General features: G+C 63.8%; 17 protein-coding genes. 11 read left to right on the forward strand and 6 right to left on the reverse strand.

All coding sequences use genetic code 11. From position 1 onward, the window contains the following. Positions 1–5: 5 nt before the first annotated feature. The 4 genes from NCS67_RS23150 to NCS67_RS23165 are packed head-to-tail and all read left to right on the forward strand — an operon-like array spanning position 6 to position 3,184. Positions 6–737 carry a universal stress protein gene (locus NCS67_RS23150; protein ID WP_175981195.1) on the forward strand — a complete coding sequence of 244 codons (732 nt, stop codon included), beginning with the start codon at positions 6–8 and terminating at the stop codon, positions 735–737. A 38-nt stretch (positions 738–775) separates the two neighbouring features. Further along, positions 776–1,756, forward strand: a complete 981-nt coding sequence (locus NCS67_RS23155; RefSeq protein WP_175981196.1) for a quinone oxidoreductase family protein — start codon at positions 776–778, stop codon at positions 1,754–1,756. Between the two features lie 10 nt (positions 1,757–1,766). After that, positions 1,767–2,615, forward strand: a complete 849-nt coding sequence (locus NCS67_RS23160; protein WP_250436813.1) for a TauD/TfdA dioxygenase family protein — start codon at positions 1,767–1,769, stop codon at positions 2,613–2,615. An 11-nt stretch (positions 2,616–2,626) separates the two neighbouring features. Beyond that, positions 2,627–3,184 carry an RBBP9/YdeN family alpha/beta hydrolase gene (locus tag NCS67_RS23165; protein WP_250436814.1) on the forward strand — a complete coding sequence of 186 codons (558 nt, stop codon included), beginning with the start codon at positions 2,627–2,629 and terminating at the stop codon, positions 3,182–3,184. On the opposite strand, the gene NCS67_RS23170 is transcribed toward NCS67_RS23165, so the two are convergent. Together NCS67_RS23170 and NCS67_RS23175 are read right to left on the reverse strand one after the other, a co-directional pair. After that, the gene (locus NCS67_RS23170; protein ID WP_175981200.1) at positions 3,181–4,413 is read right to left on the reverse strand and encodes a Zn-dependent hydrolase; all 1,233 of its coding nucleotides are present in this window, start codon (positions 4,411–4,413) and stop codon (positions 3,181–3,183) included. The two genes, NCS67_RS23165 and NCS67_RS23170, sit on opposite strands and share 4 nt — an antisense overlap. A 21-nt stretch (positions 4,414–4,434) precedes the next feature. After that, positions 4,435–5,382 carry a GlxA family transcriptional regulator gene (locus NCS67_RS23175; RefSeq protein ID WP_250436924.1) on the reverse strand — a complete coding sequence of 316 codons (948 nt, stop codon included), beginning with the start codon at positions 5,380–5,382 and terminating at the stop codon, positions 4,435–4,437. A gap of 118 nt (positions 5,383–5,500) precedes the next feature. Between NCS67_RS23175 and NCS67_RS23180 the strand changes: the two genes are divergently transcribed. Then, on the forward strand, positions 5,501–6,313 hold the full coding sequence (locus tag NCS67_RS23180; RefSeq protein WP_008348538.1) for an SDR family NAD(P)-dependent oxidoreductase: 813 nt from the start codon (positions 5,501–5,503) through the stop codon (positions 6,311–6,313). Here NCS67_RS23180 and NCS67_RS23185 read toward each other — a convergent pair. Continuing rightward, on the reverse strand, positions 6,299–7,510 hold the full coding sequence (locus NCS67_RS23185; protein WP_250436815.1) for an MFS transporter: 1,212 nt from the start codon (positions 7,508–7,510) through the stop codon (positions 6,299–6,301). The genes NCS67_RS23180 and NCS67_RS23185 overlap by 15 nt on opposite strands. A 164-nt stretch (positions 7,511–7,674) precedes the next feature. Continuing rightward, positions 7,675–9,267: a galactarate dehydratase gene (garD, locus tag NCS67_RS23190; protein WP_250436816.1), complete on the reverse strand. Its 1,593-nt coding sequence runs from the start codon at positions 9,265–9,267 to the stop codon at positions 7,675–7,677. A gap of 204 nt (positions 9,268–9,471) precedes the next feature. Here garD and kdgD point away from each other — a divergent pair, with 204 nt between their 5' ends. Both kdgD and NCS67_RS23200 read left to right on the forward strand, forming a co-directional pair. Next, entirely contained in the window at positions 9,472–10,389 is a 918-nt protein-coding gene (gene kdgD, locus NCS67_RS23195) for a 5-dehydro-4-deoxyglucarate dehydratase (protein ID WP_008348545.1), read from the forward strand. A gap of 119 nt (positions 10,390–10,508) precedes the next feature. Further along, positions 10,509–11,861 (forward strand): MFS transporter, encoded by a 1,353-nt coding sequence (locus NCS67_RS23200; protein WP_008348547.1) that lies wholly within the window; start codon positions 10,509–10,511, stop codon positions 11,859–11,861. A gap of 60 nt (positions 11,862–11,921) precedes the next feature. Here the strand turns inward: NCS67_RS23200 and NCS67_RS23205 are convergent, their stop codons facing one another. Next, entirely contained in the window at positions 11,922–12,254 is a 333-nt protein-coding gene (locus NCS67_RS23205; protein ID WP_008348548.1) for a DUF2322 family protein, read from the reverse strand. Between the two features lie 82 nt (positions 12,255–12,336). After that, entirely contained in the window at positions 12,337–12,783 is a 447-nt protein-coding gene (locus tag NCS67_RS23210) for an SRPBCC family protein (protein ID WP_008348550.1), read from the reverse strand. A gap of 164 nt (positions 12,784–12,947) precedes the next feature. On the opposite strand from NCS67_RS23210, the gene NCS67_RS23215 reads away from it, so the two are divergent. The 4 genes from NCS67_RS23215 to NCS67_RS23230 all read left to right on the forward strand — a co-directional run bounded on the left by NCS67_RS23215 (position 12,948) and on the right by NCS67_RS23230 (position 18,023). Next, positions 12,948–14,432, forward strand: coding sequence for an MmgE/PrpD family protein (locus NCS67_RS23215; protein ID WP_250436817.1), 1,485 nt, complete (start codon positions 12,948–12,950; stop codon positions 14,430–14,432). 214 nt (positions 14,433–14,646) lie between these two features. Beyond that, on the forward strand, positions 14,647–15,522 hold the full coding sequence (locus NCS67_RS23220) for a glycine betaine ABC transporter substrate-binding protein (protein WP_175981212.1): 876 nt from the start codon (positions 14,647–14,649) through the stop codon (positions 15,520–15,522). A 154-nt stretch (positions 15,523–15,676) separates the two neighbouring features. Continuing rightward, positions 15,677–17,038, forward strand: coding sequence for an MFS transporter (locus NCS67_RS23225; RefSeq protein WP_008348555.1), 1,362 nt, complete (start codon positions 15,677–15,679; stop codon positions 17,036–17,038). A gap of 13 nt (positions 17,039–17,051) precedes the next feature. After that, positions 17,052–18,023, forward strand: a complete 972-nt coding sequence (locus NCS67_RS23230) for a dipeptidase (protein WP_008348557.1) — start codon at positions 17,052–17,054, stop codon at positions 18,021–18,023. Positions 18,024–18,063 lie beyond the last annotated feature (40 nt).

The following is an 18,063-nucleotide window of genomic DNA, read 5'->3' on the forward strand; positions in this document are numbered from 1 at the left end:
TCACCATGTACCGACATCTGCTCGTGCCCGTCGAGCGCAACGACGCCAGCGTCGAGGCGACTGGCCATGCGGCCGAGCTCGCGCGCTCGCTCGGCGCACGCATCACGTTCGTCAGCCTGCATGCGGGCGCGAGCGACGATGCGGCGCAGCATCGCCGGATCGCGGCCGCCCTCGCCCGCGCCGAAGCCGCCGCTCGCGCGCACGGCGTGCCGGCGACGGTGCTCGGCGTGCAGGGCATCGATTCGGCGGCAGCGAACGATTACGACCTCGTGTGCATCGCGCAAGGCAGCGCAGTGCCGCCCTTGCCGGGCGTGGCCGTGCTGATCGCGCCGAGCGACGCGCGCCCGATGGTCACGAAGGCGGCGGGCGCGCTGCTCGCCGTGCATCGGATGCGCTCGGACGCTTACGACGATGCATTGCGCACTTCGCGACCCGATGCGCGGACGATCGAGCGTCTTCGCGAAACACATCACGAAGAAACCGCGCTGACCACGGCATTGCGCGAGCGCACATCGACGCTTGATGCTGAACTCGACGAACTCGCGCGCCTCGCCGAACGCGAAGCGGCGCTGCTCGCGCGCGTCGCGACATCGATCGCGAATGGCGAGGTCATCGACGACACATTGCTTGCGAGCGCGCGCTTCGCGTGCGAACGCATGGGACGCATCGAAGGCGTCGTGCTGCCGGCCGCGCGCCGCTATCTGCGCGACGCCGACTGGAACGCGCTCGCGCGCTGAACGCCATACAGGAAACAGAGACTCAAGGAGACGAAACAATGGCACATGCAATCCGCTTTCACGAAACCGGCGGTCCGGAAGTGTTGCGCTGGGAAGAAGTCGCCGTGGGCGAACCCGGCCCGTTGGAGGTCCGTCTGCGTCACGAGGCCGTCGGGCTCAATTTCGCGGACACGTATTTCCGCTCTGGCCTCTATCCGGTGCCGCTGCCTTCGGGCATGGGCGTCGAAGCGGCGGGCGTCGTCGAGAAGGTCGGCGCGAACGTCACGCATCTGAAGGAAGGCGATCGCGTGACCTACACTGGTTTCATCAACACGCTCGGCGCGTACAGCACGGAGCGCATCATTTCCGCCGCGCCGCTCGTCAAGCTGCCCGATGCGATCGACTGCACGCGCGCCGCCGCCATGACGATGCGCGGCCTCACCGCCGCCTATCTGATGACGCGCATCCGCCGCTTCGAGCGTGGCGACACGCTGCTCTTGCACGCGGCGGCGGGCGGCGTCGGGCTGATCGTGTCGCAATGGGCGAAGCTGCTCGGCGTGACGGTGATCGGCACGGTATCGAGCGAAGAGAAAGCGCGCGTGGCGCGCGAGCATGGCGTGGCGCACACGATCGACTACAGCCGCGAGGACGTGGCCGCGCGCGTGCGCGAACTGACCGATGGCAAGGGCGTGAACGCGGTATTCGACAGCGTCGGCAAGACCACTTTCAACGCATCGCTCGATTCGCTCGCGCGCCGCGGTCTGATGGTGTGCGTCGGCACCGCATCGGGTCCGATTCCGCCGTTCGATCCGCAATTGCTCGCGATGAAAGGCTCGCTCTATCTGACGCGCCCGGCGCTCGCGGATTACATCGCCGATCCGGCCGAGAAGAATGCGCTCGCCGCCGAACTCTTCGATCACGTCGCGAGCGGGCGCATTCGCATCGAGATCAACCAGCGCTATGCACTGCGCGACGCGGCGGACGCTCATCGCGATCTCGAAGCGCGCAAGACCACGGGTTCGTCCGTGTTCGTCGTCTGAGGAGACATTCATGCGTATCGAACAACTTACTTGCGCGATCGGCGCGGAACTCACCGACGTCCATCTCGCCGACGCCATTCACGACGACGCCCTCTTCGCCGAAATCCGCGCCGCGTTGCTCGCGCATCGCGTGCTTTTTCTGCGCGATCAGGAAATCACGCGCGCGGAGCACGTCGCGTTCGCGCGGCGCTTCGGCGAACTGGAGGATCATCCGGTCGCGGGAAGCGATCCGGACCATCCGGGGCTCGTGCGTATCTACAAGTCGCCCGATCAGCCGAACGACCGCTACGAAAACGCGTGGCACACGGACGCGACCTGGCGCGTCGCGCCGCCCTTCGGCTGCGTGCTGCGCTGCGTGGAAACGCCGCCCGTCGGCGGCGACACGATGTGGGCGAACATGGTGCTCGCGTATGAGAAGCTGCCCGCGCACGTCAAGGAACAGATCGCGGATTTGCGCGCGCGGCACAGCATCGAGGCGAGTTTCGGTGCGGCGATGCCTATCGAGAAACGCCTCGCGCTGAAGGCGCAGTTTCCCGATGCCGAGCATCCCGTCGTGCGCACGCATCCGGAAACGGGCGAGAAGGTGCTGTTCGTCAACGCCTTCGCGACGCACTTCACCAACTATCACACGCCGGAGCGCGTGCGCTTCGGGCAGGACGCGAATCCCGGCGCGGGGCAGTTGCTCGCGTATCTGCTGAGCCAGGCGTATATCCCGGAATATCAGGTGCGCTGGCGCTGGAAGAAGAACAGCATCGCCATCTGGGACAACCGCAGCACGCAGCATTACGCGGTGATGGACTATCCGCCGTGTCATCGCAAGATGGAGCGCGCGGGGATCATCGGCGACGTGCCCTTCTGATGGATCGACGCATGAACGCACCGACGATACTCATGGTCCCCGGCCTGCGCGATCACGTCGAGGACCACTGGCAGACGCATTACGTCAACGCGCATGACAACGTGCGTACCGTGCCGCCGCTGCAACGCGACAAGCTCGATCGGAGCGCGCGGGTCGCCGCGCTCGACGCGGCGCTCGCGCAGATCGACGGACCGGTCGTGCTCGTCGCGCACAGCGCCGGCGTGATGATTTCCGTGCACTGGGCGCAGCGGCATCGTCGCGAGATTCAGGGCGCGCTCTTCGTCACGCCGCCCGATTTCGATTCGCCGCTGCCGGAAGGCTATCCGTCAGTCGATGAACTCGAGCTGCACGGATGGCTGCCCACGCCGCGCGAACGCCTGCCGTTTCCGTGCGTCGTCGCGGCGAGCCATGACGATCCGCTCGCGCGCTTCGAACGCGTCGCCGGCATGGCGCACGACTGGGGCGCGCGGCTCGCCGATCTCGGCCGAGTCGGGCACATGAATCCGGCGTCGGGATTCGGCCTCTGGCGCGACGCCGGGCGATACATCGCGGAGATCACCGAGCGTTAAGCCGACAAGCTCGCGAGGATATTCGCCGCTGCCCGCGCCGCCACTTCGCAGCCGAGCACGATGTGCGACTCCGCCGTGTCCTCGATGAAATCGTGACTCACTCCGCCGATGCTCGGCACGAACAGCATGCACGCCGGCACATGATGCGCGATCACCTGCGCATCGTGCGACGCGCCGCTCGGCATGCGTTCCCACTGACCCGGCGCGAGCGCTTCGGCGGCCTCCGCGATATGCGCCTGCAAGGCGGCGTCCATCACGACGGGCGCTTCGGGCGGCTCGCTGTCCGTCATCGCGACACCGATTTTCCCTTCGGCATTGAAGTCGCGGATCAGCGCGGCGAGCGCGGCTTCCATCGCGCGCAAACGCTCCGCGCTGGCGTCGCGGAATTGCAGATACATGTCCGCCGCGCCCGGCACCACGCTGAACGAACCCGGATCGAGCTCGATGCGCCCGACGGTCCAGACGGTATCGGCATCGGCGATTGCGCGAAACGCTTCGTCCATGCGCGCGATGAACGCAACGAGCGCCGCGCCCGCATCGCGCCGGATCGACATCGGCGTCGTGCCCGCGTGATTGCGCTGCCCGGTGAAGCGCAGCTTCAGCTCGCGTATGCCGACGATCGTCGTCACCACGCCGATCGACTTGCCGTGCGCCTCCAGCCGTCCGCCCTGCTCGATGTGCGGTTCCAGATACGCCTTGTGCCGCGCCCTGTCGATACGCACGCGCGCCGCGCCGATGAGTCCGGCTTGCGCGAGCGCATCGCCGAGCAGGACGCCTTCGCGATTGCGCGCGTGGCGCAGGGCTTCATCGACGGCTTCGCCGACGAAACTGCGGCTGCCGAGAAAGCCCGAGAACGTGCCTTCCTCGTCGATCCACGATGCGACGTCCACCGCGAAATGACGCGTCGTTTCGCATTCGGCGAGCGCCCGCGCGATTTCGAGGCCGTAGATGACGCCGAGCGCGCCGTCGAGCCAGCCGCCGGTCGGTTGCGTGTCGGTGTGCGAGCCGATCAAAAGCGCCGGGCCCGCGTTGCGCGAGCGGCCGAACACGGTGCCGACGCCGTCGATCGTCGCGGCGAGTCCCGCTTCGTTCATGCGGCCCGCGAGCCAGCGGCGCGCGTCCATATCGACCGATGACAGCGAGAGGCGCACGACGCCCGGACCGGTCGCGCCGAACGTGCGCAGATGACGGAGGTCGTCGAGCAGGCGGGCGGGATTGATCTTCAGCACTGTTTGTCCTCGATGTAGTCGTTACGTTTGAGTGCGCGCCTCGCGCCGCACTTCCTGCGGCGGCACGCCGAAGCCGCGCATGAATGCTTCGCGCATGTGACGGCGGTCCCTGAAGCCCGTTTCCTGCGCGATCGTTTCGAGCGAATGCCGGCTTTTCTCGATCATCAGACGCGCCGCTTCGAGCCGCAATCCTTCGATGGCTTTCGCCGGCGACTGCCCCGTCTCCAGCGTGAAGACGCGGCTGAACTGACGCGGGCTCAGATGCGCCTCGCCCGCGAGCTCCTCGACCGTCAGCGGCCGGTTCAGATTCTTGCGCGCATAGTTCAGCGCATTCTGGATGCGATCGGACTTCGGCGCGAGATCGAGCATTTCCGAATGCTGCGACTGCCCGCCCGCGCGACGCTGATGCATGACGAGCTTGTGCGCGACCGAACGGGCGATATCGGCGCCGAGATCCTTCTCGACCATCGCGAGCGCGAGATCGAGCCCCGCGGTCATGCCCGCCGACGTCCAGACCGGGCCATCGACAATGAAGATGCGGTCTTCTTCCACTTGCACATCGGGATAAAGCCGCTGCATGTCGCGCGCGTAGGCCCAATGCGTGGTCGCGCGGCGATTCGCGAGCAGGCCCGCTCCGGCCAGCACGAATGCGCCCGTGCAGATGCCCGCGATACGCCGCGTGCGCTTCGCCGCGCGGCGCAGGAACGCGAACACGTCGGCGGGCGGCGCGATCGTGAGCGGCGTGGTGACGCCGACGGCGATCCAGGTGTCCATCTGCGTGCGCGCGGTGATCGCTCGCGTGTCGATCTTCATGCCGAGCGACGAGCGCACTTCGCCGCCCGCCGTCGAATAATTTTCGATGCCGTAGAACGCCTCGCCCGATACGTCGTTCGCCATTTCGAAAACCGTCTGCGAGGCGAGCGCCATGATCTGGAAGCCGTCGCTCAATAAATAGCCGATGCGGTGCATGTCGTTTTCCTGCCGCGCGATGTCACGAATCACTACCCTATACGTCATTTGCGTCACGGTCAAATCCGGCCAGAATTCACTCACGCAATCAACCACTTGTTTTCTGACGGAGTGAAACATGACGCAGACACACCTCGGCACCGCGCTCGTCACGGGCGCGTCTTCCGGAATCGGCGCGGTCTATGCGGAGCGCCTCGCGCGGCGCGGCTACGACCTCATTCTCGTCGCGCGCAATCGCGACAAGCTCGCGGCGCTCGCCGAACGCATCACGAACGAGACGCGCCGCAGCGTCGAGATTCTCGATGCCGATCTGAACGACCGCAGCGCGCTCGCCACTGTCGAAGCGAAGCTGAAGAATGACGCGAGCATCACGCTGCTCGTGAACAACGCGGGCATCGGCACGCATACGCCTTTGCTCGACAGCGACGTCGACGCGATGACGCGCATGATCGATCTCAACGTGACCGCGCTCACGCGCCTCGCTTACGCGGCGGTGCCCGGCTTCGTCGCGCGAGGCCGTGGCGCGATCATCAACATTGCGTCGATCGTCAGCATTGCGCCGGAGATCCTCAACGGCGTGTATGGCGGCACCAAGGCGTTCGTGCTCGCGTTCAGCCAGTCGCTGCATCGCGAACTGGCGGGCAAGGGCGTGCGCGTGCAGGCCGTGCTGCCCGGCGCGACGGCCACCGACTTTTGGGAAACGGGCGGCCTGCCGATCGAGAATCTCGACAAGGCGATCGTGATGTCGGCGGGCGATATGGTCGATGCGGCGCTCGTCGGCTTCGATCGCGATGAGCTCGTGACGATTCCGTCGCTGCACGACGGCGCGAAGTGGGATGCGTACGAAGCGGCGCGGCAGGCGATGGCGCCGGAGTTGTCGGCGAACAAGCCGGCTGCACGGTATGTATCGGGCGCTTCAAGCCTTTCGTGACGCGGAATCCGCTCGCCGTGGCGCGAAGCACATGACGAGCGGTATCAGCGCGAGCGCGGCGCCGGTGTAGAAGGTCGCCGGCGCGCCATGGCGATCCCAGATCCATCCGGCGATCGCGCTCGCCAGCACCATGCAGACGCCGCTCGCGAGATTGAACACGCCGAATGCGGTGCCGCGCAGGGAAGGCGGCGCGGATTCGGCGACCATCGCCGCGAGAATGCCTTGCGTGAAGCCCATGTGCAGTCCCCACAAGGCGACGCCCGCGAACAGCGTGAGCATCGACGTTCCCGCGCCGAGCAGCACATCGGCCGCGATCAGCAGCGCCAGGCCGCAGGCGAGCAACGCGCGCCGGTCCCATCGATCGGAGAGCACGCCCGCCGGATACGCGCTCGCCGAATACGCGAGGCTCATCACGACCATCACGGCGGGAATCCACGCGATATCGAGTCCTGTCTGCTGCGCGCGCAGTACCAAGAACGCCTCGCTGAAGCGCGCGAGCGTGAAGGTCGCGCCGATCGCGACGACATACCAGTAGCGCCCCGAAAACTCGCGCATCGACCGCCAGTGCAGCGGCGAGCGGAAGCTCTCGCCTCGTGCGGACGCGCTTTCCGGCTCACGCACGCCGAACAGAATGATGATGACGGCGATGAACGCCGGCACCGTCGCGAACCAGAGCACCGTGCGGATGTGATCGGAGAACGCGAGCATCAGCACGATGGCGAGCAACGGCCCGGCGAACGCGCCGATCGTGTCCATCGACTGCCGCAGGCCGAAAGCGGCGCCACGGATTTCCGGCGGCGCGACATCCGCGACCAGCGCATCGCGCGGCGCGCCGCGAATGCCCTTGCCGAAGCGATCGACGAGACGCGCGGCCACGACCAGCGCGGGCGTTTCGGCGAGGGGAAATAGCGGCTTTGTCAATGCCGCGAGGCCGTAGCCGAAGAGCAGCAGGCCCTTGCGGCGTCCGAGCCAGTCGCTCAGCGCGCCCGAAAAGACTTTCACGATCATCGCGGTTGCTTCGGCTGCGCCTTCCAGCGCGCCGAGTGCGGTGACGCTCATGCCCATGGTCGTCACGAGGTAGATCGGTAGAAGCGCATGCACCAGCTCGGAGGACAGGTCCATGAACAGGCTGACGAGGCCGAGCGCCCAGACGGTGCGGGGGATCGGCGGGCGCGGTTTGGCGAAAGGAGATGGCATGGGCTCGATTCGTGTCATCGATTCGATGTCATCGTGCCAAAGAATGGCCCAGCGTGGCGGTCCGATCGCGCATTCCGCTCGCTCATCCGCCTCACACCGCGCCCGCAAAAAAAATCGCCCCGCTCAAAGCGGGGCGATTTCGTTTCCGGCGAGCGCGCATCGAATCACGTCACCGGCGCCGGATTGAACAACACAAGCGCGTTGTGCAGCTTCAACGCCTCGGCCTTCGTCTGCTTCTTCCCGCTCGCGACATCGAGCATCAGCCGGAACAGTTCCCAGCCCACATCGGCGATGGTCGCCTCGCCCGTCGCGATGGTTCCCGCGTTCACGTCCATCAGATCGTGCCAGCGGCGCGCGAGATCGGAGCGCGTCGCGACCTTCAGCACCGGCACTTCGGCGAGGCTGTACGGCGTGCCGCGCCCCGTCGTGAAGACATGAAGGTTGATGCCCGCCGCGAGCTGCAGCGTGCCGCAGATGAAATCGCTCGCAGGCGTCGCCGCGTAAATCAGCCCCTTCTGCTTCACCTTCTCGCCCGGCGACAGCACGCCCGAAATCGTCGATGACCCCGACTTGACGATGGAACCCATCGCCTTCTCGACGATGTTCGACAGCCCGCCCTTCTTGTTGCCCGGCGTCGTGTTCGCGCTGCGGTCCGCGCCGCCGCGCTTCAGATAATCGTCGTACCACTGCATCTCGCGGATGATCGCCTGCGCCACCTCACGGTTCGCCGCGCGCGCCGTCAGTTGCGCGACGCCGTCACGCACTTCCGTGACCTCCGAGAACATGACGGTCGCGCCCGCGCGCACCAGCAGATCGGTCGCGAAACCGACCGCCGGATTCGCCGTCAGCCCGGAAAACGCATCGCTGCCGCCGCACTGCACGCCGACGACGAGATCCGCCGCCGAACACGTCTCGCGACGGCGATTGTTGAGGCGCTTCAGATGCGTCTCGGCCATCCGCATGATCGACTCGATCATCGAGCCGAAGCCGACGTGCGCCTCGTCCTGCAACACGACCGTGCCGCCGTTGTCGTCGTGCGTGTTGTCGCCGATATCGGCCACGTCTTCCGTTTCCGCCGATGCCGCCGCGATCGGAATCGTGCCCGGCGGCATCAGGCGTTCCGGCTGGAGCTTCTCGCAGCCGAGCGACACCATCATCACTTCGCCGCCGAAGTTCGGATTCAGCGCGATGTTGCGCACCGTGCGGATCGGCACCATCGCGTCGGGCGCGTCGATGGCCACGCCGCAGCCGTATGTGTGACCGAGGCTCACGACGTCATCGACATTCGGATACCGCGGCAGCAGTTCCGCCTTGATGCGCGTCACCGCGTGCTGCACGACGTCCGCGACGCATTGCACCGTCGTCGTGATCGCGAGGATGTTGCGCGTGCCGACCGAGCCGTCGGCGTTCCGATAACCCTCGAACGTGAAGCCTTCCAGCGGCGATTCGTCCGGCGCCTTGATCGTCGCAATCGGCAGGTCGTGCAGCTCGGGCGGCGTCGGCATGCGCGTGACGTGCTCGTTGATCCAGCTTCCCTTCGGGAGCGCCTTCGTCGCATAGCCGATCACGACGTTGTAGCGGATGACCGCATCGCCTTCCGCGAGATCCTTCAGCGCGACCTTGTGGCCCTGCGGTACGCGTTCGCGCAGCACGAGGCCATCGGCGAACGTGGCGCCTTCGCCGAGACCGCCGTCGTTCACGACGATCGCGACGTTGTCGTCCGGGTGGACGCGAATATAGAGAGGAGACTGATTCATTCTGACGAACCCTTGAGCAATCACACCGCGCGGCTGCGGCTTGAGTTATGTCATCCTACAACATAGACAGTCACAATTGGTTAGTATTTACCCGTATCCATTGATTTTGCACGCGTAAATAGATTGTCTGACGTCAGTCTATGTTGTACGATGACTTACGAGATCGGCAATCGGCCGGTCGCCGAACATCGAGACTTCATCACCATGACGACACCGCAAGAACTGAAGCAAATCGTTTCCGAAGGCCTGCTCTCCTTCCCCGTGACGGATTTCGACCAACAAGGCAACTTCCGCGCGAACACGTACGCGGAGCGCCTCGAATGGCTGGCTCCTTACGGTGCTTCAGCGCTGTTCGTCGCGGGCGGCACGGGCGAGTTCTTCTCGCTGACGCAACCCGAATATTCGCAGATCGTGAAGACGGCCACCGAAGTGTGCCGCGGCAAGGTGCCGATCCTCGCCGGCGCGGGCGGCCCGACGCGCACGGCCATCGCCTTTGCGCAGGAAGCGGAGAAGCAAGGCGCGCAAGGCGTTCTGCTGATGCCGCACTATCTGACCGAAGCGTCGCAGGAAGGCATCCGCGCGCACGCCGAGGAAGTCTGCCGCGCCGTGCCGAACATGGGCGTCATCATTTACAACCGCGCGAATTCGAAGCTCAACGCCGACATGCTGGAGCAACTCGCGGATAGCTGCCCGAACCTGATCGGCTTCAAGGACGGCGTCGGCGAAATCGAGAACATGGTGACGATCCGCCGTCGCCTCGGCGACCGCTTCTCGTACTTGGGCGGCCTGCCGACGGCCGAAGTCTACGCAGCCGCGTACAAGGCGCTCGGCGTGCCGGTGTACTCGTCGGCGGTGTTCAACTTCATCCCGAAGACCGCGATGGAGTTCTATCGCGCAATCGCCGCCGACGACCACGCGACCACGGGCCGCCTGATCGACGAATTCTTCCTGCCGTACCTGAAGATCCGCAATCGCCGTGCGGGCTATGCGGTGTCGATCGTCAAGGCGGGCGCGAAACTCGTCGGCCACGATGCGGGCCCGGTGCGCGCGCCGCTGACCGATCTGACCGAAGACGAGCTCGAGCAACTCGACGTGCTCATCAAGAAGCTCGGCGCGCAGTAAAGGCACAGGCAGGAGACGGGCGAAGCGAGGACGCACGACGCCGTGTGACGCTTCGCCGATGAGGGCCGCGCGAGCGGCCCTCCGTGCATCTCGCACGTACGGAAAGAAAGGGGAAGTCCATGTCGATGAGCCGCACCGCGAATCCCGCGGACGTCATGAAGCGCACCAAGGTGCGCTATCTCATTCTGTTGCTGATCTTCGTGATCACGACGTTCAACTATGCGGACCGCGCGACCTTGTCGGTGACGGGCTCCGCGATGCGCGCCGAATTCGGTTTCGACGCGATCCGCATGGGCTACATCTTCTCGGCCTTCAGCTGGGCGTATGTGCTCTCGCAAGTGCCCGCGGGCTGGCTGCTGGATCGCTTCGGCGCGCGGCGCGTGTATGCGGCGAGCATTTTCCTGTGGTCGCTGTTCACGTTGCTGCAAAGTTCGATAGGCCTGCTCGGCAGCGCGGCGACCGCCGTGACCGCCCTCTTCGTGCTGCGCTTCGCGATGGGCGCGGCGGAAGCGCCCGCGTTTCCGGCCAATGCGAAGGTCGTCGCGAGCTGGTTCCCGACGAAAGAACGCGGCACGGCATCGGCGATCTTCAACTCGGCGCAGTACTTCGCGGCCGTCGTTTTTACGCCGTTGATGGCGTGGCTCACGCATGCTTTCGGCTGGCATCACGTCTATATCGTGATGGGCGTTGCGGGTCTCGCGCTCGCGCTGACGTGGCTCGCCGTGATGAAGAATCCGGCGGATCATCCGCGCGTGAACCGGCAGGAGCTGGAGTACATTGAGGAAGGCGGCGGTCTCGTGCGCGGTCATCAGCGCGCGGGCGGCGTGGCGCGTGGCACGTCCCACAGCGTGGGCTGGCCCGTCGTCAAGCAGTTGCTGACCAACCGGATGCTGCTCGGCGTGTATCTCGCGCAGTACTGCATCAACGTGTTGACGTACTTCTTCCTGACGTGGTTCCCGATCTATCTCGTGCAGGCGCGTCACATGACGATTCTGCAGGCAGGCTTCGTCGCGTCACTGCCGGCGATCTGCGGCTTCACGGGCGGCGTGCTGGGTGGCGTGATCTCCGATGGCCTCATCCGTCGCGGCAAGTCGCTCACTTTCGCGCGCAAGGTGCCGATCGTCGGCGGCATGCTGCTGTCGTCGTGCATCATCGGCTGCAATTACGTCGACACGGACTGGATCGTCGTCGCGCTGATGTCGCTGGCGTTCTTCGGCAAGGGCATCGGTGCTTTGGGATGGGCGGTGGTCGCGGATACGTCGCCGAAGGAAGCCATCGGGCTTTCGGGATCGATCTTCAACATGTTCGGCAATGTCGCGGGCATCGTGACGCCGATCGTCATCGGCTATCTCGTCGCGCAGTCGGGCTCGTTCAATGGCGCGCTGGCGTTCGTCGGGATCAATGCGCTGATCACGGTGTTCAGCTATCTCGTGATCGTGAAGGACATCAAGCGGGTGGAGTTGAGGGTCTGATCCGCTGCAAGCGATGAATCGGAAAAGCCCGTTCTGCTCATGGCAGAACGGGCTTTTGCTTTACTGCGCCCGAACCACGTCGACCCGCAACGCCTCGCCGCCATCGACGATCGCAATCAGCCGATCCACATTCGGATGCGCGCCCGGGCGATTGCGCGCATCGGCCGTATGTTCGGCGAACACGGCGAGACCATGCTCGGCGGCTTGCGCGTCCAGCGCGCCGAACGCCTGCTTCAGATAGTGATAGACCGCGAGCGAGCCCTGCTTGCCCGGCTTGTTCTCGATGCTCGCGACCACGTCACCTTTGCCATCGACCAGATCGATGCGCTCGATGCCGTCGATGGCGGGCAATTGGGCGAGGTTATCCTTGAATACGTTGCTCGGCTGGATCACGAAAAGCACTCCACGTTTTGAGTTGATGTTGCGGGGCGCCGTATCTTATCCGATCAACGAAAGGGCTCGATCGCGCGCATCGTCACTCGGGGATCACAGGCTCGACGAGCCGCGCGAGTTGCTCCAGCGACTCTTGCCAGCCGAGATAGCACATCTCCACCGGAATGACTTCGGGCACGCCCTCCTGAACGATGCTCAACTCGGTCCCGCACACGACCTGCTTCAACGAAACGGTGACCTGCATTTCGCCGGGCAGGTTCGGATCGTCGAAGCGGTCCGTGTAGCGAATCTTCTCGAACGGCACCAGCTCGACGTACTCGCCACCGAACGAGTGACTATTGCCCGTGCCGAAATTGCGGAACGACATCTTGTGCGTGCCGCCCTGGCGCGCATCCATGTGATGGACCTGACATGTGAAGCCGTAAGGCGGAAGCCACTTCGCGATCGCATCGGGTTCGAGGAACGCGCGATAAAGACGCTCGGGCGTCGTACGCAAGACACGGTGCAGACGGATAGTTCCGGTGGCCATGGTGTGCTCTCCTTTCGCGGAAAAATTGGACACATCTCTACGACGATGCATCGAAGCGTGAATCGACATGCAAGGGAATCGGGAAAACCCTTGGTTCGCCTCGTTGCCGCGGAATGATACTTGCGCGCGGGTTCCCACTTGTGCCATTTCAAGGAAACGACTCCATGCCCAACATCGATCGCCGTAGCTTTCTCATGACCAGCGCAGCAGGCGCTTTCGCATCGGCGGCAGGCACGACAGCGTTCGCGCAGACAAGCAACGCCGCATCTGCATCCGCTTTCGCATCGGCCAGTGGGGCGAATGGGAAGCCGCCGCGCGTCACGCGCATTCTTGCGGACTTCATCGTAAGAACGGGCTATGGCGATCTGCCCGCGCCGGTGCGCAAGGAAGGCGTCAGGACGTTGATGAACTGGGTCGGCGTCGCGGTCGGCGGATCGCACGACGAGACCGTGAATCGCGCAGTCGCCGCGCTCACGCCGTTCTCCGGTCCGCCGCAAGCGAACCTGCTCGGCCGGACCGAGCGCTTCGACATCATGAACGCGGCGTTCATCAACGGCGTGAGCAGTCATATCTTCGACTACGACGACACGCATCTGAAGACGATCATTCACCCGGCGGGACCGGTCGTGTCGGCGATATTGGCGTACTCGCAATATCGCGCCGTCACGGGCAAGGACTTTCTGAACGCGCTCGTGCTGGGCGTCGAAACGGAGTTGCGCATTGGCAATGCGGTGTATCCGAATCATTACGATGTCGGCTGGCACATCACCGGTACGTGCGGCGTGTTCGGCTCGGCGGCGGCGACGGGCAAGCTGATGGGACTGAGCGTCGAGCAGATGGTCTGGGCGCTCGGTCTCGCCGCCTCGCAGCCGGTCGGCTTGCGCGAGTCGTTCGGCTCGATGAACAAGAGCTTCAATCCCGGCCGCGCCGCCGCGAACGGCATCTTCGCGGCACTGCTCGCGGGCCAGAACTACTCGAGCTCGGACGGCATGATCGAAGCCAAACGCGGCTGGGCCAACACGATCAGCACGAAGCAGGATTATCGCGAGATCACGGAGGGCCTCGGTTCGCATTGGGAATCGACGTTGAATACGTATAAGCCTTTCGCGTGCGGCATCGTCATTCATCCGTCGATCGATGCAGCGATCCAGTTGCGCAATCAGGAACACTTGAGCGCGGATCAGATCGCGCGCATCGATCTTCGCGTGCATCCACTCGTGCTCGAACTGACGGGCAAGAAGACGCCGCAGATCGGGCTCGAAGGCAAGTTCAGCATCTATCACGCGGTGGCGATCGCGATCATCGACGGCGCGGCGGGCGAGAAACAGTTCAGCGACGCCAAGGTACGCGACCCGAAGACAATCGAGCTGCGCGACAAGGTGAACGCGATCGTCGATCCGTCCATCAAGCCGGAACAGGTCGACATGACGATCACGCTGAAGGATGGCCGCAAGCTGCACAAGTACATCGAACACGCGATCGGCAGCACGCAAGTGCCGATGACCGACAAGCAGCTCGAAACCAAGTTCTCCGATCTGGCGGACGGCATCCTCACGCCGGAGCAAACGCGCGCGCTGATCGATAAATGCTGGCACGTCGAGCAACTGGACAGCGCGAGCGAAATCGCGACTTCGGCGCTGCCGCGATGATCGTTCATGCGAAGAGCGCCAGCTCGATGTATCGACGTTCCATCCGACGATATAAGCAAAGAACATTGACGTCGCGTTAATGCGCCCGAATACTGCGGGCTGCAGGGCGTCGCCTGCAATTGCTTAATCATCCGTCGCAAATGAATGCGTTATAGATCAGGAGAATCGATCGCGTCGCGTCTTCCATAAAACCTGTCGATGCAAGGAAACGTCAATGAAGAATGCCTTGTCCGTGAGCTTCGCCATGAAAGCTGCCGTTGCAGTCTCCACTGTCACGTTCGCGATGTGCGCGAGCGCCGTCGAGCCGATCAAGATCACGCTAGCCAATTGGGCCGATACGCAGGCGGTCGTCTATACCGCGAAGTACGTTCTCGAAACGAAGCTGCAACAACCCGTTACCCTGACCACGGCGGACCTCGGCATTCAGTTTCAGGGCATCGCGCGCGGCGATGTGGACCTGATGCTCGGCGCGTGGCTTCCGGTCACGCACGCGGCCTACTACGCGCGCTTCAAGAACGACATGGAAGACCTCGGCGTCATCTATTCCGGCGCGAAGATCGGCTGGGCGGTGCCGGATTACGTGCCCGAGAGCGAAGTGGCGTCCATCGGCGATCTGAACAAGCCCGAAGTCAAGAGCAAGTTGAACAGCACGATTCAGGGCATCGAACCGGGCGCGGGCGAGATGGTCGCTTCGGAAAAGGCGCTGAAGGAATACGACCTCGCCGGATATAACCTCATTCGCGCAAGCGAGGCCGGCATGTTGACCGCCGTTGCGCGCGCGTATCAATCGAAGAGCTGGATCGTCGCGACGGTGTGGAGTCCGCACTGGCTCTGGCAGAAGTACAAGATGCGTTATCTGAAAGATCCCAAGGGCGTGCTCGGCGGCGACGAGCAGATTCACGGCTTCTCTTCCAAGCAGTTCGCGACGAAATTTCCGCGCGCGAATGTCTTCATCCGGCACTTCAAGCTGACGCTGGCGGATGTCGAATCGATCGAGCTCGACGGCAACGCATCGAACGACTGGAGCGCGGCGGCGAAGAAGTTCGTCGACAGCCATCCCGAGAAGGTCCAGGCGTGGCTCCAGCAATAGGCGCGAAGCCGCGCCCGGCCTTGCACGCCGGGCGCGGCGGCGTCGTCGGAGCGCCGATTACCTAGGTAATTGGCACGTATGGACCTAAGTAATTTGAGCACTTACGCTCCTTTCAATCCGGATCGAATCCGACACGCGAAAGGGGTGAAGCGCCATGCCACATCAAGCAACTCACGAGGTCGATACCAAAACGCTGAGACGTGTCATCGCGGCGGCGTCGATCGGAAACTTTGTCGAATGGTTTGATTTCGCGGCGTACGGCTTTCTCGCGACCATCCTGACGCGCGAGTTCTTTCCCAGTGGCGATCCCACGGTCGGTCTCCTGAAGACGTTCGCGGTCTTCGCGGTCGCCTTCGCATTCCGTCCGCTCGGCGGCCTCTTCTTCGGCGTGGTCGGCGACCGCATCGGCCGCAAGCGCACGCTCGCTTTCACCATCCTGTTGATGGCCGGCGCCACGACGCTGATCGGGCTGCTGCCGACTTATGCGAGCATCGGCTATTGGGCGCCGCTGCTTCTCACGATCATCCGCTGCGTGCAGGGCTTTTCCGCAGGCGGGGAATACGCGGGCGCGTGCGCCTATGTGATGGAGCACGCGCCGCGCCGACGCCGCGCGTTCTTCGGCAGCTTCGTTCCGGTCTCGACGTTCTCTTCGTTCGCATGCGCGGCCGTTGTCGCCTATGCGCTCGAATCGTCGCTCTCGCCCGCGGCGATGGTCGACTGGGGCTGGCGCGTGCCGTTCCTGATCGCGGCGCCGGTCGGTCTCATCGGCGTGTATCTGCGCGTGAATCTGCACGAGACGCCGGCATTCCAGGCGCTCGAAGGCAAGCATGAAGTCGCGCATGCGCCGCTGATGGAAACCCTGCATTCGCAGTCCGGAAACATTCTGAAGCTCGGCGCATTCGTTTCGGTGACGGCGCTTTCGTTCTACACGTTCACGACGTATTTCGCGACCTACATGCAGGTCGCCGGACATCTGACGCGCGGAACATCGCTTCTCGTGACCGTGCTCGCGCTCTTCTTCGCCGCGGCGCTGTGCCCGCTCGCCGGTCTGTTCTCCGACCTCGTGGGCCGCCGCGCGACGATCGCGACGACGTGCATCTTCATCATCGTCTCGGTCTATCCCGCCTTCGCGCTCGGCGGATCGGGAAATCTGTCGCCTTCGCTGCTCGGCGTTGCGCTGCTCGCGGTGGGCGCGGTGCTTTCGGGCGTGGTCACTGCTCCGCTTCTTTCGGAAGTGTTCGCGACGAAGACGCGATACACCGCATCCGCGATCACATACAACCTCGCGTACACGATCTTCGGCGGCACCGCGCCGCTCGTCGCGACGTGGCTGATCGCGGAAACGGGAACGAATCTGTCGCCGGCGTATTACCTGATCGCCGTATCGATCTTCGCGATGATCGGCGGCCTCTCGCTGCGCGAAACGTCGAAGACCGCGCTCGAAGAAGCAGGTTCGTCGAACAAGAGCGCAAGCAGTGGCCCGGCCGTCGAGCGCGGCATCAAGAGAACCATCTGAACGGATACACGCGATGAATAGCCTTCACGATTCGAGCATCATCATCGACGGACTGAACATCTCGAAGTTCGAGCGCTCCGTATTCGAAGACATGCGAAAGGGCGGCGTCACCGCCGTGAACTGCACCGTGTCGGTGTGGGAAGACTTCCAGAAGACCATCGATAACATCGCGGAAATGAAGCAGCAGATCCGCGAATACAGCGAGATTCTGACACTCGTACGCACGACCGACGACATCCTGCGCGCGAAGAAGGAGAACAAGACCGGCATCATCTTGGGCTTTCAGAACGCGTATGCGTTCGAGGACAACCTCGGCTATATCGAGGTGTTCAAGGAGCTGGGCGTGAATGTGGTCCAGCTTTGCTATAACACGCAGAATCTCGTCGGCACGGGTTCTTATGAACCGGATGGCGGCTTGTCGGGATATGGTCGCGAAGTGATTCAGGAGATGAATCGCGTCGGCATCATGGTCGATCTTTCGCATGTGGGCGCGAAGACTTCTTCCGATGCGATCGCCTGCTCGAAGAAGCCCGTCACCTACTCGCACTGCTGCCCTTATACGTTGAAAGAGCATCCGCGCAACAAGACGGATGAGCAATTGAAGGAGATTGCCGAAGCGAACGGTTTCGTCGGCGTCACCATGTTCATGCCCTTCCTGAGACGAGGCGCCGATGCGACCGTCGACGATTATCTCGAAGCTATCGAATACGTCATCGATCTTATCGGTGAAGACAAGGTCGGTATCGGAACGGACTTCACGCAAGGCTATAGCACCGAGTTCTTCGACTGGATCACGCACGACAAGGGCCGTTATCGCCGTCTGACGAACTTCGGCAAGGTCGTGAATCCGGAAGGCATTCGCACGATCGGCGAGTTTCCGAACATCACCGCCGCGATGCAAAAGGCCGGCTGGAGCGAATCTCGCATCAGGAAAGTGATGGGCGAAAACTGGCTGCGCGTATTCGGTGAAGTCTGGAACGGTTGAAGCGAAAGTCCGTGCGAAAAGTGCCGAACCTCGGTGTTAC

Source organism: Caballeronia sp. ATUFL_F2_KS9A, from assembly GCF_023630765.1.
In the GTDB taxonomy this organism is placed as follows: domain Bacteria; phylum Pseudomonadota; class Gammaproteobacteria; order Burkholderiales; family Burkholderiaceae; genus Caballeronia; species Caballeronia zhejiangensis.

Coding starts and splice junctions, on each gene's coding strand:
- NCS67_RS23160 (WP_250436813.1), top strand. CDS start 1,767: ATGCGTATCGAACAACTTACTTGCGCGATCGGCGCGGAACTCACCGAC.
- NCS67_RS23165 (WP_250436814.1), top strand. CDS start 2,627: ATGAACGCACCGACGATACTCATGGTCCCCGGCCTGCGCGATCACGTC.
- NCS67_RS23155 (WP_175981196.1), top strand. CDS start 776: ATGGCACATGCAATCCGCTTTCACGAAACCGGCGGTCCGGAAGTGTTG.
- NCS67_RS23210 (WP_008348550.1), bottom strand. CDS start 12,783: ATGGCCACCGGAACTATCCGTCTGCACCGTGTCTTGCGTACGACGCCC.
- NCS67_RS23225 (WP_008348555.1), top strand. CDS start 15,677: ATGCCACATCAAGCAACTCACGAGGTCGATACCAAAACGCTGAGACGT.
- kdgD (WP_008348545.1), top strand. CDS start 9,472: ATGACGACACCGCAAGAACTGAAGCAAATCGTTTCCGAAGGCCTGCTC.
- NCS67_RS23185 (WP_250436815.1), bottom strand. CDS start 7,510: ATGCCATCTCCTTTCGCCAAACCGCGCCCGCCGATCCCCCGCACCGTC.
- NCS67_RS23175 (WP_250436924.1), bottom strand. CDS start 5,382: ATGCACCGCATCGGCTATTTATTGAGCGACGGCTTCCAGATCATGGCG.
- NCS67_RS23230 (WP_008348557.1), top strand. CDS start 17,052: ATGAATAGCCTTCACGATTCGAGCATCATCATCGACGGACTGAACATC.
- NCS67_RS23200 (WP_008348547.1), top strand. CDS start 10,509: ATGTCGATGAGCCGCACCGCGAATCCCGCGGACGTCATGAAGCGCACC.
- NCS67_RS23215 (WP_250436817.1), top strand. CDS start 12,948: ATGCCCAACATCGATCGCCGTAGCTTTCTCATGACCAGCGCAGCAGGC.
- garD (WP_250436816.1), bottom strand. CDS start 9,267: ATGAATCAGTCTCCTCTCTATATTCGCGTCCACCCGGACGACAACGTC.
- NCS67_RS23180 (WP_008348538.1), top strand. CDS start 5,501: ATGACGCAGACACACCTCGGCACCGCGCTCGTCACGGGCGCGTCTTCC.
- NCS67_RS23220 (WP_175981212.1), top strand. CDS start 14,647: ATGAAGAATGCCTTGTCCGTGAGCTTCGCCATGAAAGCTGCCGTTGCA.
- NCS67_RS23150 (WP_175981195.1), top strand. CDS start 6: ATGTACCGACATCTGCTCGTGCCCGTCGAGCGCAACGACGCCAGCGTC.